This is a genomic window from Candidatus Rokuibacteriota bacterium (assembly GCA_016188005.1).
Taxonomy (GTDB): Bacteria; Methylomirabilota; Methylomirabilia; order Rokubacteriales; family CSP1-6; genus UBA12499.
On the sequence record JACPIQ010000124.1, the window covers coordinates 23996 to 47289 of the forward strand.

The window sequence follows — 23294 nt, forward strand, 5'->3', positions numbered from 1 at the left end:
GCTGGCGGGATCAGGAGACCTCGCCCGGAGGCCTCATTCGGGGGGGGGTCCGCACCTGGATGCCGAGCTTCTTGACCCGGTACCAGAGGCTGCGCTCGGAGATGTTGAGGAGCTTGGCGGCGCGGGCCTGGACGCCGCCTGACTGGCGCAGCGCGTCGAGGATCATGCGGCGCTCCCACTCCGCGAGCACCTCGTCGAGCGAGCCGGAGAGCGACGGGACGGCCGCGGCATCGGGGGGCGCGGTCACGCTCTGCTGGATGGCCGGTGGCAGATGCTCCGGGAGGATGACGCCGTCGGAGAGCACCATGGCGCCTTCCAGCACGTGCTGTAGCTCGCGGACATTGCCGGGCCAGTGGTAGGTCCAGAGACACCGGAGCGCCTCGGTGGAGACGGTGGCCGGCAGCCGCGCCAGCCGGCGCGCCGCGCGCTGCAGGAGATGGGTGACCAGGTCCGGCAGGTCGTCGATCCGCTCGCGCAACGCGGGGATGTGCAGGCGGACGCCCTGCAGACGGTAGAAGAGGTCGGCGCGGAACTTCCCCTCCGCGACCAGGCTGTCGAGGTTCTGGTGGGTGGCGGCGATGACCCGAACATCCACGCTGATGGGCCTGGTGCCGCCCACGCGCTCGATCTCCCGCTCCTGCAGCGCCCGGAGGATCTTCACCTGCATGGCGGGGGGCATGTCGCCGATCTCGTCGAGGAAGAGCTTGCCCGAGCGGGCCAGCTCGAAGCGGCCGGGCTTGGAGCGCACGGCGCCCGTGAAGGCGCCCCGCTCGTGGCCGAACAGCTCGGACTCGAGCAGCCCCTCCGGGATCGCCGCGCAGTTCACCGGGATGAGCGGCCCCTCCTTCCGGGTGCTCAGCCGGTGGATGGCGCGGGCCAGCACCTCCTTGCCCGTCCCGCTCTCGCCCTCGACAAGGATGGTGACGTCGGTGGGCGCCACCCGCTGCGCCATCTCGATCACCCGCCGCAGCGCCTGGCTGCGCCCGATCAGCTCCTCGAAGCCGCTCCCCTGCGCCGCCTGCAGCGCCCTGACCTGCTGCTGGAGACGCCGCCGCTCCAGCGCGCGGGCGACCACCACCTGGAACTCCACCATCTTGAGGGGCTTGGTGAAGAAGTCGTAGGCGCCGCGCGTGATGGCCTCGGTGGCGATCTCCCGTGTGCCGTGCGCGGTCATCACGATGATGGGAGTGTCCGGGGCCAGGTCCCGGCATCGCGGGATGGCGTCGAGCCCGTCCATGTCCGGGAGCTTCACGTCAAGGAGGATCAAGTCCCACGCCGAGGCCTTGAGCTTGTCGAGGAGGGCGCCCGCCGTGGCCGCCACCTCGACCTCGTAGTCCTTCCGGATCAAGGCCTCGCGCAGGACGAAGCCCAGGTCCTCGTCGTCCTCGGCGATCAGGATTCGCTCGGCCATCTCTCGCTCAGCCTCGCGCGGCCGCCACCACCGGGGCGGTGGTGGACAGCTCGACGATGAACGTGGTCTCCGACACGCCGTCACTCTCCACTCTGAGGCTCCCCCGGTGGGCGTCCACGATCTGCCTGGCGATGGCCAGCCCGAGACCCGTCCCCCGGGACTTCGTCGTGAAGAAGGGCTGGAAGATGCGCTCCCGGACCTCGGCCGGGATGCCCGACCCTGTGTTCCGCACCGAGACGCGGACGCGGTCACGGCTACCGGGTCCCACCGTGACCTCCACGGTACCATCCCGCGGCGTGGCCTCGAGCGCATTCTTGATCAGGTTGGCGAACACCTCGCTGAGACGGAAGGCGTCCCCCACGGCGGCGGGCACGGAGCCCGGCGGCCGCGCCAGGCGAAGGCGCGGATCGCCGGGCAGCATGCCGACGACATCGTCCAGCAGCTCGGGCAGAGGCACGGGCTGCCAGTCCTCCGGTTCCGGATGGCTCAGGGTCAGGAGGTTCTCGACCAGGTGGTTCTGCCGGTCCACGGCCTGGAGCAGCCGCTCCATGTACTCGCGCCGCGAGTCCGAGGGGGGCAGGTCGGCCTGCAGGAGCTCGACGAGGCCGCGGATGGTCGCCAGGGGGGTGCGGATCTCGTGCGCCACGCGCGCGGCCATCCCCCCGAGGAAGGCGAGCTGGTCCGCCCGCCGGATCTCCTCCCGGATCCGCTGCTTCTCCGTGGCGTCCCGGAAGAGCAGGACCAGCGCCGTCGAGTCGCGCCCCCACTCGCGGTGCTGCGCCGTGATCTCGAGCAGGAGCTCGCGCCCCTTCGCCGTCGTGGCCGTCACCTCGCTCATGTGCACCGAGCGCTCGCCGACCGTGGCGTCGTCGAGGAGCCGCGCCAGGGGATCATTGCCCTTGAGGGCCGGCAAGGGACCCTGGCTGGACAGCAGGGGCAGTCCGCGGAACGACTCGAGCGACAGCTCCAGCAGCACCTCGGCGGCGGTGTTGAACGACAGCAGCTCGCCCGCGGGCCCCAGGAGGAGCATGCCCTCGGGCAGCCGGGTGAGGATGTCGCTGTCCCGGACGAAGCGATCCATGGACAGCGTGAGCCGGCCCACCGCCTCGTCCAGCGCGCCGATCTCGTCGGTGGCGCGCGACGGGGCGGCCCCGGCCGTCTGCGGGGAGAGCGCCTCTGCCTTCCGGGCGATGCCGCGGATGCGGCCGGCCACCCGCAGGCCGACCACGAGCCCGGCCACGGCCGCGGCAGCCCCCGCCAGCGCCGCGCCCGAGAAGAGAAGCACGGTCGCGCGGGCCGCCTCCTGTCCGCCCAGCTCGGTGATGAACGGCCGGGCGAGGTAGAGGAGGACGAGACCGCTCGCCGTGGCCGCGACGGCCATGAGGAGCGAGAAGACGACGTAGAGCCTGACCGATACGCGGTAGGGCGGAACCCGCTGGGGCATCGCGGCGGCGCTGCGGGTTACTTGATGCTGCCCTTGAGCGCCTGACCCAGAGTGAAGATCGGGAGGTAGAGCGCGAAAATGATGCTCCCGGCGATGGCCCCCATGATCACGATCATGATGGGCTCGATGAGCGTGGACAGGGTGGCCACGGCACTGTCCACCTGCTGCTCGTAGTAGAGCGCGGCCTTGGCCAGCATGGCCGGCAGCGTGCCGCTCTCCTCGCCGGTGGCCACGAGCTGGGTGACCATGCTCGGGAACTCGCCCGTCTGGCGCAGCGTCTCGGCGATGGTGCCGCCGTCCCGCATCCGCTGGGTGGCCGCCGCCATGGCCTCCTCGACGACCTGGTTGCCCGCGACGTGCGACACCGTCTCCATGGCCTCGATGAGCGGGATGCCGCTGTTGAGCAGCCCGCTGCGCGTGCGGCAGACCCGCGCCATGATCGCCTTGCGGATGAGCGAGCCGAAGAGCGGCATCTTGAGCTTGAGGCGGTCGAAGGTCCGGCGCCCGACCTCCGTCTGCAGGGCCGCGAAGACACCGATCACCACGAGCAGGAGGGCCACCAGGACCGTCAGCGTCGAGTCGCGCACCGCGTTGCTGAACGTGATGAGCAGGCGGGTCGGCGCCGGCAGCGTGGCGTTGGCGCGCGCGTAGACCCCCTGGAAGATCGGCACGATCTTCACGACCATGACGAAGACGACGAGGAGGGCGACGGTCAGGATCACGATCGGATAGGCGATGGCGCCCTTGACCTTGCGGCGGAGGTTGGCCGTCTTCTCCAGGTAGACGGTGAGCGTGTCGAGCACCGTCGGCAGGGAGCCCGAGAGCTCCCCGGCCCGGATCACGGCGACGTAGAGCCGGTCGAAGACGTGCGGGTGCGCCCGCAGCGCGTCGGCGAACCCGGTGCCGCCCGTGATGGCGTCGCGGACCTCCTCCAGCACCTTCCGGAAGTTCTTGTTCGTCGTCTCGGCCGCCAGGGCGGTGAGGACCCGGACCAGGTGAAGCCCGCCGGAGAGCATGGCCGCCAGCTGGCCGGTGAACAGCACCATCGTGGCCAGGTTCACGCCGCCCGACACGCGTCGCCACAGCTGTCGCGCCGCGTCCACGGATGGCTGGAGCGTCAGGCCGGCGCCGAGGCCCGTAAGGCCGAGCCCGCCGCCGAGCCGCGCGCCGGTCGGCCGGACCCCCACCACCAGCTGCCCCTGCTCCTTCAGGCGGGCGATCACGTCGCCCTGGGTGTCGGCCTCGGCCCGCCCCCGCGTCACGCCCCCCCGGCGATCCGCGACCTCGTACTCGAAGAACGGCACGGGCTCAGTCCTGGTCGGCGACGACGGCCATGACTTCCTCCAGGGTCGTCATCCCCTCGACCGCGCGCCGGAACCCGGCCTGCCTGAGCGTCACCATGCCGTTGTCGACGGCGTACTTCCGGATCATGTCCCCGTCGGCGCCGTCGATCACCATCCGGCGCACGTTTGCGTTGACCCAGAAGACCTCGTAGAGCGCCAGGCGGCCCCGGTAGCCCAGGTTCCGGCACTCCTTGCATCCCCGGCCCCGGTACAGCATCTCGGGCGCCGGCTCGGGGGCGAACAGGCTGACCTCCTCGGGCGTGGGCCGGTAGGCCTCCTTGCAGTGCTTGCAGATCTTCCTCACGAGCCGCTGCGCGGCCGCCACGTTGACGGCGGTGGCGACCAGGAACGGCTCGACGCCGATGTTGATCAGCCGCACGAGCGTGGACACGGAGTCGTTGGTGTGCAGCGTCGAGAGGACGAGGTGGCCCGTGAGCGCGGCGCGGACGGCGATCTGCCCCGTCTCGGCGTCCCGGATCTCGCCGACCATGATGATGTCGGGGTCCTGGCGGAGGATGGACCGGAGCGCGCGCGCGAAGTCGAAGCCGATCTCGGACTTGACCTGCACCTGCTGGATGCCCGGCTGGCGGTACTCGACGGGGTCCTCGACGGTGACGATGTTCTTCCGCGGCGACTTGATCGCCTTGATCGCCGTGTGCAGCGTCGTGGACTTGCCGCTGCCGGTGGGCCCCGTCAGGAGCACCATGCCCCACGGCCGGAGGATGCCCTTCATGAACGACTCGAGCTGGTCGGGGGCGAAGCCCAGGCTCTCCAGCGTGTAGCTGGTGACGACGGCTTCCTTCTCGAGGAGCCGCAGCACCACCTTCTCGCCCCAGATCGTCGGCAGCGTGGAGACGCGGAAGTCGATCTCCTTGCCGTGGATGCGCGAGGCGAAGCTGCCGTCCTGCGGGAGCCGGCGCTCGGCGATGTCCAGCCGGGAGATGATCTTCAGCCGCGAGACCACGGCCAGGTGCAGCGAGCGCGGCACCTCGAGGAGATCGAAGAGCAGGCCGTCGATGCGGTAACGGACCCGCGTACGGTCCTCGTGGGGCTCCACGTGGATGTCGGAGGCGTGGTCCTCGGCCGCCCGGCCCAGGAGGTAGTTCACGACCTTGACGACGGGGGGATCGTCGGCCTGGGTCCGCAGCTGCTTGACGTCCACCGCCTCCTCGGCGGTGGGAGCCAGGCCGACGCTCAAGCCCAGGTCCTGGCGGAGGGCCTCGTCGATGCCCTCCGTGGAGATCACCTTTCGGTAGCACTTGTCGATGGCTTCCTGGATGGCGCCGCCGGGGCCGATGCGGAAGTCCACGTCGAGCCCCGTGGCGCGCCGGAGGTCGTCGAGAGCGACGACGTTCAGCGGGTCCGCGGTGGCGACGATGAGCCGCCGGCCATGCCGCTCGGCGGCGATGATGCGGTGCTGGCGCGCCACCTCTTCCGGCACGAGCTTGACCACGTCGAGGTCCAGCGCGGCCAGCTCCTGGCGGGTGATGGGCTCCTTCCGGAACTGCGCGCCCAGGTACTTGAGCAGGACCTCCTCATCGATGAGCTTCATCTCGATGAGGACCTGGCCCAGGCGGTCCTTCACCTTGCGCTGGCGATCCAGGGCGGAGGCGAGCTGCTCGTCGGTCAGGATGCCGTCCTGGACGAGCATCTGGCCCAGCGGCACCCAGCCCCAGCGCTCTGTCGGCTGGGTCATTCGCGACCCTTCCGGCTGCTGATCTCCACGAGCCGCCGGCGCACGTCGGCACGGGCGGGATGGTCTTCGGTGCTGAGCGCGAGGAAGACCCTGTAGTGGTCCGCCGCCTCCCGGGGCTTCCCCTGTCGGTCGAGGGCGACGCCGAGGTTCCGCTCGGCCTCGGCATGGGTGGGCTGCAGCCGCACGGCGCGACGGAAGGCCTCCACGCCGGCCGCCACCTCTCCGGTACGGACCAGCGCCACCCCGAGGCCGTTCCAGGCGTCGGGATCGGCCGGCGCCAGCTTGGTGGCCTGCCTCAGGAGCCCCGCGGCCTCGCCGAAGGCGCCGCGCTCCGCGGCTTCGGTCCCCCGGGTCAGCAAGGCTCGCAACCGCTCATCCGCCTCGGAGCGAGAGGATTCCGCCTGGACAACCGGCTGTGGGGAGGGCGCCCGAGCGGCGACCGGCGCCGGGGCTGGGCGGGGTCGCGCGTAAATGGCCAACCCGATGGCTGTCATCCCTCCTAGGATAACCAAAGGGGCGCCCATCCGCCACTTCCGTCGGCGGGCGGTCGGAGGGGCCAGGTTCGGGATCCCGCCGAGGCCGCGGGGCCGGGAGCGGCCGCGATCCAGCCCCGACAGGATGTCCGCCAGCCTGCTCACGGACGCGGGGTTTCGGTGATGGTGGGGCTGAAGCGGCCGGCGATGACCCGGGAGAGGGCCAGCGTGGTCCGCGGCCCGACGATCCCGTCCTCCTTCAGGCCGGTGGCGCGCTGGAAGCGGCGTACCGCCAGCTGGAACCGGTCGCTGTTCCCGGCGGGCAGGGGGGGGCTCAGGTGGCCGAGCTTCTGCAAGCGCAGCGCCAGCGTGGCCACCACCGTCGGCGTCAGCTCCTGGTTCGGGTCGGTCGGGAGCAGGTCGATATTCCTCCAGATGATCCATGCCTCGTGGTTCCAGGCCGCCTCGAGGCTGTCGAGCGCCAGGCGCGCCTCGTCGCCCCGCGGCGTGGCCAGGACAGCCGCGTCTCCCTCGATGCGCCGCAGGAGCAGCGGGCGCGCGCCCTCACCAGAGCCGACCCGCACGAGCGCGGGCAACCCGATCGCGCGCAGCTCGGCAAGTGTCGTCTCGGACAGGAGTGTCACCGAGAGCTGGTAGCGCGCGGCGATGGCAGCCATGTCCGGGATACGGGCGGCGTCCATGGGCCAGGCGGCCACGACGCCGTCGGACAGATCCTCGTTGACGCCCCAGAGCCTCAGCGCCTGCACGAGCAGGCTCGTCATCCCGTCCAGCCGAAAGGCGCCGCGCTCGCCGCGCGCCGCCGGCGGCGGCTGGGCGGCGGGGGGCGCTGTGGGAGGCAGCGGCGCCGCCACTGGCGGGCGCCAGGCGGCCGCCGGGAGATCGGACCGCCCAGGGAACTGGAGGAGCGGAGGCGCCCAGCCCGTCCAGTACCCGACGGCCGCGCCGCCGAGCAGCACGGCCGCCAGCACGCCGGCGGCCACGGCGGCGCGACCCCAGCCCCATGAGGCCCTCGCCGCCCTCGCGCCGCGCCGCCGGCCCCGGCTCTCGCCCTCCAGGTTCTTGACGGCGGCCCTGACGAGCGCTGGCGTGATCTCGCGCGCGCGCGCGCTGTAGGCGGCCATGAGCGCCCGGTCGCAGACCATGTTGATCACGCGGGGAATGCCCCGGCTGTGGGCGTAGATCCGCGCCATGGCGGACCGCGTGAAGGGCAGGGCGCCGGGCAGGCCGGCGATGCGCATCCGGTGCTCGACGTAGCGGAACGTGTCCTTCCTGGACAGGGGCTTGAGGTAGCAGCGGATGCCGATGCGCTGATCGAGCTGGCGCAGCTCCCGTTGCTTGAGCTTCTCCTCGAGCTCGGGCTGCCCCGAGAGCACGATCTGCAGCAGCTTCCGGGTGGCGGTTTCCAGCGTGGAGAGGATCCGGATCTGCTCGAGGGCCTCGACGCTCATCTGCTGGGCCTCGTCGAGGATGACGACCACGGTCTTGCCCTCGCCCCCCGCGGCGAGCAGGTACTGGGAGAGCGCCGTCATCAGCTCGCCCTTCGTGCTGCCGCGGCGCTCGATCCCCAGGTCGTCCAGGATGGTCCCGACCAGCTCGATGTCGGAGAGGTGCGGGTTGAGGACCAGCGCGCTCTGGACGTCCCTGGGGATCTCCTTGAGGAGGGCGCGGCAGAGCGTGGTCTTGCCCGTTCCCACCTCCCCGATGAGCGCCATGAGGCCCTTCTGGCTCGTGATCCCGTAGAGCAGCGTCCCCAGGATCTCGTGGTGCCCCTTGGAGCGGAGCAGGAAGCGGGGATCGGGCGTGAGGACGAACGGGGCGTCCTCGAGACTGAAGAACGCCTCGTACACGCGGGGTTACCTCTTCGCGGCGCCGTCTGGTCTCTTGACGACGGTGGGCGTGAGGATCACGATCAGCTCCTCGCCGTCCGTGCTGGTCTCGCGCTTCTTGAAGAGCCAGCCCAGGATGGGGATATTCCCCAGCAGCGGCACCCCGCGGAGCGTCTTCTCCGCGTTCTCCTTCACGACGCCGCCGATCACGAGCCGCTCGCCCTCGGTCACGACCACCTCCGTGATCGCCTTGCGCTTGAAGATGGCCGGGTTGTCCGCCGTGGCCCGGACCGCCGAGGCCGAGAAGCTCGGCTCGTCGTTCTGGACGATGACCTTCATCCGGATCTTGGTCACGCTGCCCTCGTAGATGACGTTCGGAGTCACCGTCAGCTCGAGGAGGGCGTCCTTGAACTGCACCTGGGTGCCCTGCTGCGAGGTGCTCGTGAAGGGCACCTCGAAGCCGCGCGACATCACGGCCTTGGCGTTCTCGACGGTCACGATCTTCGGCTCGGAGAGCGAGCGCGCCTTGCCCTGGGTCTCCAGCGCCTGGATGGCGAGGTTCAGGTTGAAATCGCTGGCGACGATGCCGAAGAGGAGCCCCAGCGCCGGGTTGGCCGCCGTGATGGGCAGGTTGATCAGATTGCCCCCCACGGGGAAGCCCGTCGTGGGCGAGATGGGCAGGAGGGTGTTGCCGGGACCGAGGAAGTTCGGGTTCTGGCTATAGGTCCCGAGCACGGCCGTGCCGCCGGTGGGGGGCGTGGGGATCTGGCTGCTGCTCCCCTGGGTCACGTTCGACTGGGAGTACCCCTGGCCGATCAGCGCCGGGTCCCTCGGGTGCCGCGGCTGGCCGATCGCCGCCCCGCCCCACGCGATGCCGATCTGCTCGAGGGCACTCTGGGTGGTGATCACCATCTGCGCGGCGATCTGCACCTGGGGCAGCGGGATGTCGAGGGACTCCTTGATCAGCTTCACGATCCGGTTGAGGTCGTTCTCGTAGAAACGGATGAAGATCGTGTTGGTCGGCTTGTAGGCCCTGACGGTGAGCCCCTTGGCGAGCGCCTCGGGGGGTGGCAGGGGGGCCTGGGCGGGCATCGTCGGCGGGGCGGCGGGCTGCGCCGGGATGTTCACGGGTGGGGGCGGCGCGTAGATCTGCGGCTGGAGCGTCGGGACCAGCTCACCCCCGGGTGGTAGCCCCAGGATCCCCGAGATGGTCCTGGCCACCTCCTCGGCGTCCGCGTAGGAGAGCCGGATCGTCATCTCCTTGACGGGCCCCCGCGCCCTGAGCTGCTCGAACTCCTCTTCCTTCTGCCTGGCCTCGAGGATCTTCTGCCGGGTCTCGGCCTCGAGCCGGGTGCGGTCGTCCTGCGCCTTCTGCCGCTCCTCGGCCTCCTGCTTGAGCCGGGTGACGGTGCTCACCCGCAGCACGCCCTGCGCCGCCACGCACTGCAGGTTGGCGGAGTCGATGATGACCTGGAAGACGTCGCGCGCCGGGACCTGGTAGAAGTCGAGCGTCACCGTCCCCTTGACCTCGTCGGTGACCACCAGGTTGACCCGGTACTGCTGCGACAGCAGGCGGAGCGTCGTCTGCACGTTGGCGTCGCGCAGGTTCAGCGTGATGGGCTCGGCGGGGAGCCTGTCGTGACAGCTCTCCTGGGCCGGCGCCGGCCCCGACAGGGACAGGACGAAGACTGCCAAGCCGAGCAGCGCGCACGGGACCCGCATCCAGGACACCATGTTCTCTCTCACCTCCTGAGCCCCGCCGGCGGGGCCTGAGCCAGCCCCGGCAGGGAGATGGTCCGTGTTCCCCCGGCGGGCTCCCGGAGTACCACCGTCTCCTCCGTGATCCGCTCCACGCGGTGCCCGGCGATGCCGTCGCCGACCTTGACGATCTGGTTGTTGACGATGGCGAGAAAGCCGCCTGGGAAGCCCACGATCCCCTTGAGCTCCATCACGACCTTGGGCGTCTCGGCACGCGGAGCGGCGGGCGCACCAGGCGCGGTGCCGGCCGGGGTCCGGCCTGCGGCGACGGGCCGGCGACTGGCCACCGGCGGCGCCGGGGCCCCTGGGGCCGCCGCCGTGGCGCCGAAGGTGAACGGATCGCGGGACTGCGCGACGCCGGCCGCCGGGGTCGGCAAGGGCAATGCCAGCGCGGGCCCGGGGGGGGCCTGGCCGGCCCCGCTGGCCGCCAGGGCTCGCTCGAGGACCCGCTTGGCCTCCGTGGTGAGCTCGAGCGCCGTCATCCTGAACTTGGCCTCGACCTCGTCGGAGCGGCCGGTGCCAGGAAGCACGTTCTTCGGGACGCTGATCGACATGTCCTCGAGGATGCCCCTCTGGGCCTCCACGCGAGCGGCCAGATCGCGCAGCTCCCGGTAGGGCGCCACCAGCTGGATGGGGTGCCACGACTTGTTGAACTGGGCCGTGGCCTGACGCTCCAGGTTGCCGATGCCGACCACCTTCATGCGCTTCTCGCTCGCCAGCTCGGCGAGCCGGGTGAGGAACGCCGAGGGGTCGCCACCGGCCGAGCTCCACTGCATCTCCTGCAGGAGCCCGGCGCTGGCGCGCATCTCCCGCACGATCTCCTCCTCCCTGGACCGGATCTCGCCGCTGAGGCGCACCCGCTCCCCGGCCGCGCGGACGCCCTCGGTGGAGAGCGAGCGCCACTTGCCCAGCTCGTAGAACAGGACGAGGGCGAAGACGAGGGCGACGACGACCCAGGCCACCGTCATCGCGCGGTCCTTCACGACGGACGCTCCGCCAGCACGATGCTGATGCTGAGGAACTGGAGCGGGTCGGTCGCCCCGCCGCCGGGAGGCTTGATCTCCCAGCTCCTCAGCTGGAAGCGCCGGCTCACGACCGGGTCGCGCATGAGGCCGGCCATGAACTGGGCGACCTCGAGCAAGGGCGGGCTGCCCGGGCGCAGCGGCGTGATGGCCTCGATGCGGAGCAGGCTCTCGGAGCGCACCTCCTGGGCCGGCTGGCCCGCAGCCGGTGGCGGAGCGACCCGGGCCGACTCGAGGGACTGGATCTTGAGCGTCGGTGGCGTCTGCTGGCTGAAGGCCGTCATGAGCTCGGCCCACCGCACCTGGCGCCTGGCCTCCGCGGCGAGAGCCTGCAGGTTGGTCCGGAGGAGTCCGAGATCCGCGTCGGCGGCCGCCAGGTCCTTCTGGAGCCGGGGGATTGCGGTGAGGTCGGCCGAGAGCCGCCAGTAGGTCGGCAGGATGCCGCCGACCAGGACGAGGAGCAGCACGCCGGCGGCGCCGAGGATGAAGAAGCCGAGTCGTCGCCGCCCCTGCACGCCGACGAACCACTCCTGCCAGGTGACGGCGACCCGGCCGGGGTGCAGAAGATCGACGGCGAACCGTCCGGTCACAGCCCCCTCAGCGCCAGGCCGAAGGCCTGCAGGAACTGAGGCCCGGCCGCCGCCAGGTCGGGGCTCAGGCTTGGGGTCTTCACCTCCACCGCCTTGAAGGGGTCCATCACCTCGAGCGGCGCGCCGAGCCCGAGCCGGTCGGCGACCCAGCGGCCCACATAGGGCAGGTCGACCCAGCCGCCGATCGCGTAGCGGGGGAGACTCTCCCGGTCGTACTCGGTCCGGTAGAATGTGAGCGAGAGCCGGATGTCCTCGGCCATGCGCTCGACGAGCTCACGACACGCCGCTTCCGCGCGGGGCACCTCGGTGACGGGCAGGCTCTGCACGAAGGGCTGGGTCGAGTAGGGCGAGACCTCGAAGGTGACGCGGAGCTGCTCGGTGAACGCTTCGGCGCCCACGTCGAGATAGCGGGCCACCACCGGCCCCTGCTCGCTGAACAGACACAGCACCGAGGTCTGCCGGCCCACGGTGAGCAGCACCAGGAGCTCACCCGGATCGAGTCCTGACAGATGCAGGGCTCCGTTGAGAAGCGCCAGGGGCTCCACGTCGAGGATCCGGACGGTCACAGTGGCCTGCTGAAGCAGCTTCAGCCGGTCGTCGATGAGAGACTTGGGGGCGCTGACGGAGAGGATCTCGCTGGAGGTCCCGTCCTTGGAGCGCCGGAGCACCTGGGCGTCCATGACGGCCTCTCCCGGGGGCAGGAGCCCCAACTCGCGGTGCTGGATCTCGAGCGCCGGGAGGATCTTGGCCGGGGGCAGCGGAGGCAGCGACACCTGGCGGATCACGACCTCGGGGCCGCCGATGGCCGCCACGACGGGTTCGCCGTCGGCCCCGGCCTCCGCGAGGGCAGCGTGGATCGCCCCACTGATCTGCTGGGAGTCGCTCCTGGCCTCCAGCGCGGTCACGCCACGGCCCACCACCACGATCTCCGAGCCCCGGCGCTCGGCCGTGAGAGCCTTGATGGAGCCGCTGCCGACGTCAAGGCCCACCGACCGCTGCTTGCGAAAGAGACTCTTGAGGCTCATTGACCCCTGACGTCACATACGTCACGCATGACCGCCCGAAGTCCGCTCCAACGCACGGACCTCATAACATTCGGGGGCTCTGAATATAGCAACGAACTGCGCTGTAGCAAACGGAAAACTCGGATGCATCGAGCACGATCCTCGCTCCGCCGTCGCTGCGGCGTCGCCGGGAGGAATGGCTCGACGGCGCGAACCGGGCCCCTGCGCCGTCGGGGGTCTACCCTTGGTCCCGGCGCTCGTGGGCTCTGGCGACCGGCAACGGCGGACAGGCCCCGGGAATGGTCCTCCCGGAAATCGCCTCAGTCCTGGCACCGTGCTTGCTAGGATGTGGACTCGGATGCCGCCCCGCCCGGGGGCGGAGGCAGACAGGGCTTGCCCGCGGGTCATGCGGGTGATAATCAAGGCGCGGAACACGTCGACCGACCCCCGATCTCGGGGCGGTGCAGAGGCGCCGGAGGGAAAGGCGGAGTGCAGGGAGTGCTTGGGGGCCTTCGGGCCAGTGTTACCTGGACTTGCCATGCGGATCGGGCCCTGCCTCGGGATGCTCCAATTCCTGGAGGAGCCCCCTCATTTCGAGGCCCCAGGGGCAGTCAGGCGATGGCCCTGACGCGCGGTCAGGCGGGGTTCGCCCTGCTCGAGATCATCGTGACGGCCTTCGTGGTCGGCATCGCCCTGGTCGGCATCGCCCTCATGTTCAGCTTCGGGAATACCTGGGTCGTCGCCAAGGGGGACAACCGGGTGGGGCTGAGCCTGGCCCAGCAGAAGATCGAGCAGCTGAAGGCGATGCCCTTCCAGTGCGTTCCCGTCCCTCCGTTCCCCGCCAGTGGCGCGGGGGGGCCCGGGACCGCGGGCCAGACGTTCTCCCTCAACGGGGTCGTGGTGCCCCTGCCCCAGCAGCCGTGCCCGGCCACGCCCACCTACGTCCAGGTCTACAACGAGCCGACGTGGACCACCGTCACCGCGACCAACGCCCCGGCGCCCTCCGATCGGAACTTCATCCGGCTGACCTGCGTGCAGTTCGTCAGCGAGACGGACTTCTCGCTGCCAGCCTTCGCTGGAAACGCCCTGACGGGGCTGCCCTGCGATCCCTACGTCGACACCTCGACCTCCGCCTCGTGCACGACGCTCGGAGGCAGCTGCGTCACGACGAACGTCAAGCGCATCACGGTCATCGTGCGGCCCACCCAGCAGAGCCAGGCCGATGACCCAGTGGTGCTCCAGGCATGGATCACCCCGTACGGTCGGCTATGAACAACCAGCGCGGCTTCTCGCTCATCGAGTTGACGCTGGCCTCCGTCATCGGGGTGGTTGTCCTGCTAGGGGTGTTCTCCCTGTACCTGGCCACCACCTCCGCCTTCAACCAGTCCAGCTCCCACGCTTATCTCCAGCGCCAGGGCACCCTCGCCGTGGACGCCATCGCCCGCCGGGTGCGGGGGGCCTCGGCGATCGCCCGGAGCTGCACGCCGGCGGCGCCTGGCGGCACCACGGGCCGCGTCGTGGAGATCACGCTCAGCGCCCCGAACCCGGAAGCCGGCGCCTACTGCTACTACGCCGGAAACGGGCTGAACGGTGCCGAGGCGGGGGTCCTCTGCGAGCGCTTCACCCCCTCCGGAGGCGCCACCGGCCTGTGTCGGAACCTCCTCGCCGGTCCCCAGGCGAGCCTCCTTCGCCAGACAGGACAGACCGGGATCACGCTCATCCAGCAGACGACGCCCGCGGACACGCGCTGCCCGCGGAACACGCGGTACACGACGGGCGTGGAGGCAGTCCCGGGAGGCGAGGCCATCGCGGCGGGCGAGTACTGTCTGGCCCTCTCCGTGGGCCCGCCGGCGCCCGTGACTCCCGCCGACACCAACGCCGACATCGCGTTCTTCATCACCGACGGCGTCGACGGCATGGCGTTCAGCGTCAGCCTGACGCGGCGGAACTGAGGAGACCGGTCATGCGACGATCCTGGCATCTCACGTTCGGGAACGAGCGGGGCAGCGTCTTCCTCGCCGGGCTCGTCCTCGTGACGATCCTGACCTTCCTCGGGCTGGCACTGTTCGACCTAGCCCGCATCGAGGGGGCGCTGGTCATCCAGGACACCGCCTCGACCCAGGCGCTCTATCAGGCCGAGGCCGCGCTCAGCTACAAGATCGTCGAGATCAACGATCCGCTCCGGCGCGTCGCGCTGATCGCGTCGATCACGGGGGCGCCCGCGGGCACCACGGTCACGCTGACCTCCGACACGGTCACCGTCGGAGGTGCCGCGTACGCGAGGACCGTGGTCTCCAGCGACGGGCCCACCGGCGGGGAGAAGTACATGACCGCCGCCATCTCTCCCCCCACGGCCGGCGACACGGAGCGCGTGCTCCGCGTGACGCTGGGCTTCCTGGACCCCACCTTCCAGTACGCGGCCGTGGCCAACAACGGCGACCTGATCCTCAGGGGGACGGGGGGCGTTCCGGGATCCGGACCCGGCGGCGCGGACCTCGTGAACGGGGACCTCTTCATCCGGGGAAACGTCTTCCTGGGGACCCCGGGGTCTGCCACCCCGGACGTGAAGGTGACCTGCCTGACCGTCCTCTCCGACTGCACCGATAGCCGGCCCACGATCTCCCAGCCCGTGGGGACGAGCTTCATCGTGAACAACCCCCAGGGGGATGCCGCCTTCCCACAGAACGAGGCGCTCAAGACGGGGCTCCAGCCCGACATGCCCATCCCCGATGTCCCCGGTTACGTGTCGGCGCTGAAGACGGCCGTCGGCGTCGCCGGGAGCGACCCCATGTCCGGGGGCAGCATGACCGGAACCTACCGGGGAAGCCCGGTCTACAACCTGGCCGCGATCTTCAGCACTCTCGGCACCAACGGGGACGGGAGCCTCCGCTCGCCCTCCGGCTGCGGCTGCGGCGGCTCTCCCACGGGCAGCTGCGCGCTCTACTGCACGCTCCAGCCCCTGGGGCTCAAGAAGAACCCCACCGACCGCCTCGTGGAGGCCGTGAGCACCCCCGGAGACGACTACTACTTCGACGGGGTCAGGCCGGGAGGGGAGCTCATCTCGGGCAAGACCGGCCAGCGGGGGGCGCAGCGGCGGGTCGACTTCAACATCTCCAGCCAGCCGCCGATCTTCGTGGCCGACGGCAACGTGCGCTTCAGCGCCTACGACTCCTACGGCTTCGCCATCAACGCCCGGGCCACCATGGTCGCCACGCGGGACCTGATCCTGTCCGACAACATGATCTATCAGGGGGGCAACACCGACACCAACCCGCTCACGGCCGACCTGATCGCGCTCGTGGCCCAGCGCGACGTCTGGTTCGGCGACCCGGAGTTCGGGACCTTCTATGAGGGCTCCGGGGTCATGCTGGCCGGCCGCGACTTCAACTACGTCTTCTACGACAACCTGGGCAATTCCAAGACGCCGGAGAACGCGGTGACGCTGAACGGCACGATGCTGGCCAACCGCCAGATCGCGGTGTTCCGCGACTTCGCGAACCCGACCAACGCCAACGGGACCTGCCCCGCCGGGACCACCGGCTGCCGGCCGGCCGTCTTCTACAGGAGCGACACGAGCTGCGGTTCGGTGGACGGCTGCTGGCGGTTCATCACCCGGGACAGCGACGGCAACATCCTCCCCGACACCTCGATCCCCGCCTTCCAGGACTGCGGGGCCGGGTCGGGCGGCTGCGCGGGCGCCACTCGCAAGATCACCCACTACCAGATGACGCTCAGCTACGAGACGCGGCTGCGGACGAACTCGAGCCTGGTCCCGCCCGGGCTGCCCACGGGCGCCAGCCAGGCCTTCAGCAGCTTCTACAGCTGGATCGAGTGCCGGAACCCAACGTGTAGCTAGGGGGTGGGCAGAGAGCGCTCGAGGGACATCGGGATGACCAGGATCGGGTCTCCACGATAGGCGATGGCGGGGTGCGACCACTTGAGCCTGACGGTCAAGCCCCCGGCGGCGGGCAGGACGTTGACGCTTCGTTCGTCGAGGAGAAGGCCGTAGCGGCGGGCCCGGAGCACGACGTCGGTCCGGACGTCGGCCACGAGATCGTCAAGCTGTGGCTGGCTCCCCGAGGCGGCACCGGCCTTCACCCGGGAGGCCGCCTCCTGCAGCACCTGGTCCACCATGCTCTGCGTCGCGAAGTAGCTCGATGACGCGGTGACCGCCGAATACCCCAGCCAGGCCAGGACTAGCAGTCCGACCACCCACCGGACGAAGGTCCGAAGTCTCATGGGCTCTCTCCCAACGCGAGGCTTCCGCGTGCGCCCACTGTACCGCCCCTGGGCCCCGGGAGCCAAGTTCGCCGAGCTCCGGCCCCGAGGGTCGCGGGGCCGAGTGCCCCCTGGGCTGCCTCTCGGCGGCGTGCTAGGCTGGCGCAGGTGAGATTCCTCGGTCCGTCCGCGCGACTCCTGCTGGCCGGTGCCCTCGTCGGGCTCGGCGTGGCGCTCGCCTCCTGGGTGGATCCCTCCGGCTTCTTCGAGGTCGCCGAGCTGAAGGCCCTCGACGGCCACTTCGCCCTCCGTGGAGCCCGCCCGCCCGCCTCGCCCATCGTGATCGTCAGCATCGACGAGGATTCCTTCGACGAATTGAACCTGGCCTGGCCGTGGCCGCGCGCGCTGCACGGCCAGCTCCTGGATCGGCTGAGCGCGGCACGCCCCGCCGCGGTGGGGCTCGACATCGTGTTCGCGGAGCCCTCTTCACGGGGTCCCGAGGACGACGCGGCGCTGGCGCAAGCCATCGCGCGGGCCGGCAACGTGGTGCTCGGGGCGGCGCTCACCACCGTCCAGGAAACGGGCTTCGTGAAGGAGGACCTGAACCCGCCAATCCGCCCGATCCGCGATGGCGCGGGATTCGGCTTCGTGAACTTCGATAGCGACGCCGACGCCTTCGTGCGCCGGGGCTCGCTCACGCGCCCCTTCCAGGACCGGCAGCTCGAGAGCTTCGACCTCCTGCTCTTCCGCCTGGCCGAGCAGGCCGGGATCGGCTCGAGGCGACTGCCCCGCCGGAGTCCGGTGCTCATCAACTTCCGCGGCGCCCCGCGGACCTTCCCCACCATCCCGTATCACCGGGTCGTCGCCGGCGAGGTTTCCCCCGAGGCCTTTGCCGGCAAGATCGTGCTCGTCGGCGCCACCTCGATCATCCAGCACGACGTCTTCCCCACGCCGTTCGCCACCGCGGGCAACATGTCCGGCGTGGAGATCCACGCCAACATGCTCGAGACGCTGCTCGAGGGGATCCCCATCCGCCGCGCGCTCCCCGGGATCGCCGGCACCGTGGCGGTGCTGGCCGGGGCGCTGGCGGTGTGGGCGGCGGGAACGATGCGCCCGCTGGCGGCAGCGGCCGTCGTGGGCGGCACGCTCGCCGGCTACCTGGCCACCTGCCACGGGGCCTTCGTGCTCGAGCGCTACTGGGCGGACGTGGTCCCGGTGCCGCTGGCGCTGGCGCTGGGCTACCTCGGCACCGAGGCGCGCAACTTCGTCCGGGAGCAGCGCGAGAAGCGCCGCCTGTCGCGCTTCTTCTCGCCGGCCGTGGTGCGCGAGATCGTGAGGTCCCAGGACGGAGACGACGCGCTGGGCTCGGCCCGGCGGCTCGTGACCGTGCTCTTCTCCGACATCCGCGGCTTCACCGCGCTCTCCGAGCGGCTGCCGCCTGAGGAGGTGGTGACCTTCCTCCGCGAGTACCTGACCGTCATGACCGACGCCGTGTTCCTGTATGGCGGCACCGTGGACAAGTACATCGGCGACGCCATCATGGCGCTCTACAACGTGCCCTTCGAGGCCCCGGACCACGCCGCCCAGGCCGTGCGCACGGGGCTCGAGTTCCAGCGGCGCCTGGGCCCGCTCGCCGAGGCCTTCACCGCCAGGCACGGCGGCAGTCTCCGCTGCGGCGTCGGCATCAACACCGGCGAGGCGGTGGTCGGCACGCTGGGCTCCAAGCAGCGGCTGGAGTACACGGCCATCGGCGACACCATCAACCTGGGCTCGCGGCTCGAGGGCGTGACCAAGGACTTCGACGTGCCCATCATCATCAGCGAGGCGACCTACCGCGAGGTGAAGGACCTCTTCGACACGCGCTACCTCGGGGAGGTCACGGTGAAGGGCAAGGAGGTGGCCGTGAGGATCTACACGGTGCTGGGGGAGCGCGAGCCTTCCGGCTACTCGAGCGGGGGCTTGCCGGCCACCGTGACGTCCGCGAGCCGGTCGCCGTCGAAGTAGAGCCCCCAGCCCCCAGGGTAGATCCACATCTCCTGCGCGCGGGGCTGGATGGCGGGCCAGAACTCCTTGGCCGCAGCCTTCATGACAGGCTCGTCCCGGGTGGTGCCGTCGGGCGGCCCCGCCAGCAGCGTGACCTCGTCCTTCGTCATGCCCACCGCGACGCGCCGGTGGAAGCGGAACTGGCTGGCGCGCGGGGAGGTGCCCAGCTCGGGGTGCCGGTTCAGGTAGTCGGCCACCCGATCGTCCAGCTCGCGGCGGAACTTCTCCGACTCGTCGAAGGTCGGCAGCCGCCCGTAGCCCCGGGCGAACCGGACCATGTAGATCTCTTCGGCCGTCGGGCCGTCGGTGGCGCGCTGGACCTGGCTCCCGAGGCCGCCGAGACAGCCGGCCATGGCAAGCCCGGCGAGGAGAACGAAACAGGGGAGACGGAGCACCGAGGGGCTAGGAGTCCCGGGATGCGGAGACCTGGATGGTCACCGCCTGGTCGAGGTACTCGAGATCGAAGGGCTTCGGGATGTAGTCGGCGGCGCCGAGCGCGAGGAGCTTGGAGGTGACGCCGACATCGGCGTTGGCAGTGACCATGATCACCGGCAGCCTCGGGCTGAGCGCGACGAGCCGCTTGAGCGTCTCCACTCCGTCCATCTCCGGCATGGACACGTCGAGGAGCACGACGTCCGGCTTGAAGGTGTCGAGCGCATTGAGCGCCTCGGGCCCGCTCTCCGCCGAGTACACCTCGTACCCCTTGGTCGCGAGGAACTCCTCGAGCACCTGCCGGACCTCCAGCTCGTCGTCCACGACCAGCACTTTCCCCGCGCTCATGACCGCTCCTCGCCGGGCCGAGCCGCCCGCCCGTCAGGTTCCTCGCATCCTAACGCCGGCCCGGGAGACGGTCAACAAAAGTAATATGGGAACATGAGGGCGCGGCTCGCCTGGGCCCGCTGGCTGCCGGCTGGGCTGGTAGCGGCGCTGACGGTCCTGACCTTCCTCCCGTCGCTCCAGGGGGAGTTCGTCAACTGGGACGACGACGAGAACTTCCTCTTCAACCGGCATTACCGCGGGCTCGGCTGGACGCAGATCCGCTGGATGTTCACGGCGACCCACTCGGGCCTGTACGTCCCCGTGACGTGGCTCACGCTGGGCCTGGACCACGCGCTGTGGGGGATGGACCCGCGCGGGTATCACCTCACCTCCCTCGTCCTGCACGCGCTGAACGCGACGCTCTTCTACCTGCTGGCGCGGCGGCTTCTCGCCACCGGCTTCGCCGCGCCCCCGGCGGCGGTGAGCTGGGGGGCAGTGGTCGCGGCGCTGTTCTTCTCGCTCCACCCGTTGCGCGTCGAGTCCGTGGCCTGGGTCACCGAGCGGCGCGACGTGGTGGTCGGGCTCCTGGTGCTCCTCACGGTCTCCGCCTACCTCCGGGCGTGGCGGAAGGGGGCAGGAGGAAGGCTCCACCGCGGCTGGTACTGGGCGGCCGTCGGCTGCTTCGCGCTGGCCCTGCTCTCGAAGTCCATCGCGGTGGGGCTGCCGGTGGTGCTGCTGGCGCTGGATCTCTTCCCGCTCCGACGCGCCGCCGCGCTGCCCGGGGCCCCGGCGCGACGCCTCGCGGCTCTCGCGGTGGAGAAGCTCCCCTTCCTCGCTCTCGCCGCCGGGATCAGCGCGGTCACTCTCGGCGTCCTGGTGAACGAGCGCCTCCTGGTCTCACGGGAGGGTCTCGATCTCGGCCAGCGGCTGGCACTGGCGGGGCACGGGCTGGCCTTCTACCTCTGGAAGTCCCTCGTGCCGTGGCCGCTCTCGCCGATCTACACGCTGTTCCATCCGGTGCTGCCCTGGAGCGCGCCCTACCTGGTTCCGGCGGGCGCGGTCATGCTCCTCACGGCTGCCGTCGTCCGCGCGCGCCGCCTCTGGCCCGCGGGATCGGTCGCGTGGGTCTCCTACGTGGCGCTGCTTCTGCCCGTCCTCGGCCTCTTCCACAGCGGCCCACAGCTCGCAGCCGATCGCTACACCTACCTGGCGAGCCTTCCCCTGGCCCTCCTGCTGGGCGCGGGCGTGACGTGGTGCTGGCAGTCAGGCCGCGCCGGGGCCCTCTCTCCGGCGCTGGCCCGCGCGGTGGCAGCCGCCGCCGCTCTTCTGCTGCTCGGACTCATCGCCCTCACGATGCGCCAGGTCACGGTGTGGCAGGACTCGGTGACACTCTGGCGCCACGCCGCCGCGGTGGACCCCGACAGCGACATCCCTATCTTCTATCTTGGCTGGGCGCTCCTCGAGAAGGGGCGGCTCGGGGAGGCGCGCGAGCACTGGAGCCGCTCGCTGGCGCGCGTTCCCGCCGACCTCCGGCCGCTCCGGGCGCGGCTCGTGACCGAGATCGGCGTCGTCGAGCAGCGCGCGGGCGATCACGGGGCGGCCGCGCGCCGCTTCCGCGAGGCGCTGACCCTCGATCCCGAGCAGGCGGTGGCGGCGCTACGGCTCGGTCTGGCGCTCTTCGCCCAGGGTGCCACCAACGAGGCCGAGCGCGCCTTCGCCGCCGCCCTGCCGCTCGTGACTGGCCCGCGCCCCGCGATCTGGGAGCTGCGCGCCGCCGTCGCCGAGGTCCCGGCCGCGTTGCCGGAGGCCCGCGGCCGGCTCGCCTTTGCCCTCGCGTGGAGGCTCCAGCAGCGCGGCGCGCTGGAAGAGGCGGGCGAGCAGTACCGCGCCGCCGTCGCCCTCCTGCCGCGACACGCGCAGGCCTGGAACAACCTGGGCGTTACCTACGCGCTCCGCCGCCGCCTGGGCAGGGCGCTGGAGGCCTTCCTCCAGGCCCTGCGCGTGGAGCCGGGCCACGCCGAGGCGTGCCGGAACGGTCGGCGCGCCGCCCGGACCCTCGGCGTGGCGCCCCCCGAGCTTGGACAGTGCCCCCCGACGCGCGGGTGATCTCCCGCACTCCCGGCCCCGTCCGGTCCACCCGGTGGTGGATCCCCGCCCTGGTGGTGCTCGTCACCGTGGCCGCCTTCCTCCCGGTGCTGGACGGAGGCTTCGTCAACTGGGATGACGACGACAACTTCCTGCGCAACGCCCACTACCGGGGACTGGGACCGGGGCAACTCCGGTGGATGCTCACCGCGTATCACATGGGGCACTGGACGCCGCTCACCTGGCTCACCCTCGGCCTCGACTACGTGCTGTGGGGCATGGACGCCCGCGGCTATCACCTCACGAATCTCCTCCTCCACGCGGGGGCCTCGCTCCTCTTTTGTTTCCTGTCGCTCCGCTTGCTCCGCTTCGCCCTGCCCGCGACGACCGGCGAGATGGATCTGCGGGTCGGCGCCGCGGCGGCAGCGCTCCTCTTCGCCGTACATCCGCTCCGCGGCGAGTCGGTGGCGTGGGTGACCGAGCGCCGGGACGTGCTGTCGGGCCTGCTCGTCCTGTCCGCCGCCATCGCCTACCTGAGGGCTGTCGGGAACCAGGACAGGCGGCGAGCCGGCTGGTACTGGGGGGCGGTGGCGCTCTTCGGCGGAGCGCTCCTGGCGAAGGCCAGCACGCTGACGCTCCCCATCGTCCTCCTCGTGCTCGACGTCTATCCGCTCCGCCGACTGGGCGGCGCCCGCGGCTGGCTCCGCCGGGGCGTGTGGATCGAGAAGCTGCCGTTCCTGGCGCTGGCTGCAGCGGCCGCGCTCATCGCCTTCCAGGCCCTGGCGCCGCTCGGCAGTACGCCGTCTCTCAGGCAGTTCCCCGTCGCGCTCCGCGCGTTGATCGGTGTCTACGGGCTGGCGTTCTACCTGCTCAAGACCCTTCTGCCCTTCGACCTGTCACCGCTCTACCAGGTCCCCGAGGGCGTCACCTGGCTGCACTTCGGCATCGTCATCGGGGGCACCGTCGTGGCGGCCACCACGTGGCGGCGGTGGCCTGCCTTCACGGCGGCCTGGGGCCTCTACGTGGTCATGCTGCTCCCCGTGCTCCGCCTCGTACAGGGAGGCCCGCAGGTCGTCGCCGACCGCTACAGTTATCTGGCGTGTCTGGGCTGGGCGCTCCTCATCGGCGGCGCTGCAGCGCGCCCGTGGGCGGGGGCGCGCGTCCTCCGCGGGGTGCTGGCCGTGTGGATCGCCGCGCTCGCCGCGCTGACCTGGCAGCAGGCGCAGGTGTGGCACGACTCGGAGACCCTGTGGAGCCACGCCGTCGCCGTCAACCCGGAGAGCCGGGCCGCCCACGCCAATCTCGCCCGGGCCCACGCCGCCGAGGGACGCATCGCCGCCGCGGCCGCCCATTACGAGGAGACGCTCCGCCTCTCACTCCACCAGGCGCCCTACCATGCCATCATCGGCCAGCTCTACGAGCGGGTCGGGAGCGACCGCGGCGCCGCCGCGCGCTTCGCCGAGGCGCTCAGGCTCGCGCCGGGACTGCCCGAAGCCTGCGCGGGCCTCCGCCGCCTCGCCGCCCGCGGCGCGGCGCCCCCCGACGCCCTCTCCTCCTGCCGGGGTCAGGTCTTGCAATCCGACACGTAGCCCCGCCCCACA

The 23294-nt window shown here is 71.1% G+C and carries 19 protein-coding genes; 6 read left to right on the plus strand and 13 right to left on the minus strand.

Annotation, left to right across the window (positions count from 1 at the left end; all coding sequences use genetic code 11):
* Window positions 1-10 precede the first annotated feature (10 nt).
* The 10 genes from HYV93_24525 to pilM form a co-directional block, all read right to left on the minus strand.
* On the minus strand, window positions 11-1411 hold the full coding sequence (locus HYV93_24525) for a sigma-54-dependent Fis family transcriptional regulator (protein ID MBI2529139.1): 1401 nt from the start codon (window positions 1409-1411) through the stop codon (window positions 11-13).
* A gap of 7 nt (window positions 1412-1418) precedes the next feature.
* Window positions 1419-2855, minus strand: coding sequence for a PAS domain S-box protein (locus HYV93_24530; GenBank protein ID MBI2529140.1), 1437 nt, complete (start codon window positions 2853-2855; stop codon window positions 1419-1421).
* A 17-nt stretch (window positions 2856-2872) separates the two neighbouring features.
* Window positions 2873-4159 (minus strand): type II secretion system F family protein, encoded by a 1287-nt coding sequence (locus tag HYV93_24535; protein ID MBI2529141.1) that lies wholly within the window; start codon window positions 4157-4159, stop codon window positions 2873-2875.
* 4 nt (window positions 4160-4163) lie between these two features.
* Complete coding sequence (tadA, locus tag HYV93_24540; protein MBI2529142.1) at window positions 4164-5894, minus strand: Flp pilus assembly complex ATPase component TadA; 1731 nt, start codon at window positions 5892-5894, stop codon at window positions 4164-4166.
* The gene (locus HYV93_24545; protein ID MBI2529143.1) at window positions 5891-6262 is read right to left on the minus strand and encodes a tetratricopeptide repeat protein; all 372 of its coding nucleotides are present in this window, start codon (window positions 6260-6262) and stop codon (window positions 5891-5893) included. The genes tadA and HYV93_24545 overlap by 4 nt, the downstream gene beginning before the upstream one ends.
* A 266-nt stretch (window positions 6263-6528) precedes the next feature.
* Window positions 6529-8235, minus strand: a complete 1707-nt coding sequence (locus HYV93_24550) for an AAA family ATPase (protein MBI2529144.1) — start codon at window positions 8233-8235, stop codon at window positions 6529-6531.
* Window positions 8236-8241: 6 nt separating this feature from the next.
* A complete protein-coding gene (locus tag HYV93_24555; protein MBI2529145.1) occupies window positions 8242-9948 on the minus strand; it encodes a hypothetical protein in 1707 nt (568 codons plus the stop codon).
* An 8-nt stretch (window positions 9949-9956) separates the two neighbouring features.
* A complete protein-coding gene (locus HYV93_24560) occupies window positions 9957-10955 on the minus strand; it encodes a hypothetical protein (GenBank protein ID MBI2529146.1) in 999 nt (332 codons plus the stop codon).
* Window positions 10952-11584 (minus strand): hypothetical protein, encoded by a 633-nt coding sequence (locus tag HYV93_24565; GenBank protein ID MBI2529147.1) that lies wholly within the window; start codon window positions 11582-11584, stop codon window positions 10952-10954. Before HYV93_24565 ends, HYV93_24560 begins: the two co-directional genes overlap by 4 nt.
* The gene (gene pilM, locus HYV93_24570) at window positions 11581-12609 is read right to left on the minus strand and encodes a pilus assembly protein PilM (GenBank protein MBI2529148.1); all 1029 of its coding nucleotides are present in this window, start codon (window positions 12607-12609) and stop codon (window positions 11581-11583) included. The genes HYV93_24565 and pilM overlap by 4 nt, the downstream gene beginning before the upstream one ends.
* A 597-nt stretch (window positions 12610-13206) precedes the next feature.
* Between pilM and HYV93_24575 the strand changes: the two genes are divergently transcribed.
* Genes HYV93_24575 through HYV93_24585 form a run of 3 tightly spaced genes read left to right on the plus strand, consistent with a single transcriptional unit; the run spans window position 13207 to window position 16444 of the window.
* Entirely contained in the window at window positions 13207-13860 is a 654-nt protein-coding gene (locus tag HYV93_24575; GenBank protein ID MBI2529149.1) for a hypothetical protein, read from the plus strand.
* Window positions 13857-14540 carry a prepilin-type N-terminal cleavage/methylation domain-containing protein gene (locus tag HYV93_24580; protein ID MBI2529150.1) on the plus strand — a complete coding sequence of 228 codons (684 nt, stop codon included), beginning with the start codon at window positions 13857-13859 and terminating at the stop codon, window positions 14538-14540. Before HYV93_24575 ends, HYV93_24580 begins: the two co-directional genes overlap by 4 nt.
* An 11-nt stretch (window positions 14541-14551) precedes the next feature.
* Window positions 14552-16444 (plus strand): hypothetical protein, encoded by a 1893-nt coding sequence (locus HYV93_24585; GenBank protein ID MBI2529151.1) that lies wholly within the window; start codon window positions 14552-14554, stop codon window positions 16442-16444.
* Here the strand turns inward: HYV93_24585 and HYV93_24590 are convergent.
* Complete coding sequence (locus HYV93_24590) at window positions 16441-16827, minus strand: hypothetical protein (GenBank protein MBI2529152.1); 387 nt, start codon at window positions 16825-16827, stop codon at window positions 16441-16443. The genes HYV93_24585 and HYV93_24590 overlap by 4 nt on opposite strands.
* Window positions 16828-16974: 147 nt before the next feature.
* Here HYV93_24590 and HYV93_24595 point away from each other — a divergent pair, with 147 nt between their 5' ends.
* Complete coding sequence (locus tag HYV93_24595) at window positions 16975-18810, plus strand: adenylate/guanylate cyclase domain-containing protein (protein ID MBI2529153.1); 1836 nt, start codon at window positions 16975-16977, stop codon at window positions 18808-18810.
* Here the strand turns inward: HYV93_24595 and HYV93_24600 are convergent.
* Both HYV93_24600 and HYV93_24605 read right to left on the minus strand, forming a co-directional pair.
* The gene (locus HYV93_24600) at window positions 18750-19244 is read right to left on the minus strand and encodes a hypothetical protein (protein ID MBI2529154.1); all 495 of its coding nucleotides are present in this window, start codon (window positions 19242-19244) and stop codon (window positions 18750-18752) included. The two genes, HYV93_24595 and HYV93_24600, sit on opposite strands and share 61 nt — an antisense overlap.
* A 7-nt stretch (window positions 19245-19251) precedes the next feature.
* Window positions 19252-19629: a response regulator gene (locus tag HYV93_24605; GenBank protein MBI2529155.1), complete on the minus strand. Its 378-nt coding sequence runs from the start codon at window positions 19627-19629 to the stop codon at window positions 19252-19254.
* Between the two features lie 93 nt (window positions 19630-19722).
* Between HYV93_24605 and HYV93_24610 the strand changes: the two genes are divergently transcribed.
* Entirely contained in the window at window positions 19723-21714 is a 1992-nt protein-coding gene (locus HYV93_24610; GenBank protein ID MBI2529156.1) for a tetratricopeptide repeat protein, read from the plus strand.
* On the plus strand, window positions 21693-23282 hold the full coding sequence (locus HYV93_24615) for a hypothetical protein (GenBank protein MBI2529157.1): 1590 nt from the start codon (window positions 21693-21695) through the stop codon (window positions 23280-23282). The genes HYV93_24610 and HYV93_24615 overlap by 22 nt, the downstream gene beginning before the upstream one ends.
* Window positions 23283-23294 lie beyond the last annotated feature (12 nt).

Bases quoted from the DNA above. Each gene is read 5' to 3' on its own strand.
- HYV93_24610 (MBI2529156.1), top strand. From the start codon at position 19,723: ATGAGGGCGCGGCTCGCCTGGGCCCGCTGGCTGCCGGCTGGGCTGGTA.
- HYV93_24590 (MBI2529152.1), bottom strand. From the start codon at position 16,827: ATGAGACTTCGGACCTTCGTCCGGTGGGTGGTCGGACTGCTAGTCCTG.
- HYV93_24585 (MBI2529151.1), top strand. From the start codon at position 14,552: ATGCGACGATCCTGGCATCTCACGTTCGGGAACGAGCGGGGCAGCGTC.
- HYV93_24525 (MBI2529139.1), bottom strand. From the start codon at position 1,411: ATGGCCGAGCGAATCCTGATCGCCGAGGACGACGAGGACCTGGGCTTC.
- HYV93_24580 (MBI2529150.1), top strand. From the start codon at position 13,857: ATGAACAACCAGCGCGGCTTCTCGCTCATCGAGTTGACGCTGGCCTCC.
- tadA (MBI2529142.1), bottom strand. From the start codon at position 5,894: ATGACCCAGCCGACAGAGCGCTGGGGCTGGGTGCCGCTGGGCCAGATG.
- HYV93_24530 (MBI2529140.1), bottom strand. From the start codon at position 2,855: ATGCCCCAGCGGGTTCCGCCCTACCGCGTATCGGTCAGGCTCTACGTC.
- HYV93_24555 (MBI2529145.1), bottom strand. From the start codon at position 9,948: ATGGTGTCCTGGATGCGGGTCCCGTGCGCGCTGCTCGGCTTGGCAGTC.
- HYV93_24605 (MBI2529155.1), bottom strand. From the start codon at position 19,629: ATGAGCGCGGGGAAAGTGCTGGTCGTGGACGACGAGCTGGAGGTCCGG.
- pilM (MBI2529148.1), bottom strand. From the start codon at position 12,609: ATGAGCCTCAAGAGTCTCTTTCGCAAGCAGCGGTCGGTGGGCCTTGAC.
- HYV93_24575 (MBI2529149.1), top strand. From the start codon at position 13,207: ATGGCCCTGACGCGCGGTCAGGCGGGGTTCGCCCTGCTCGAGATCATC.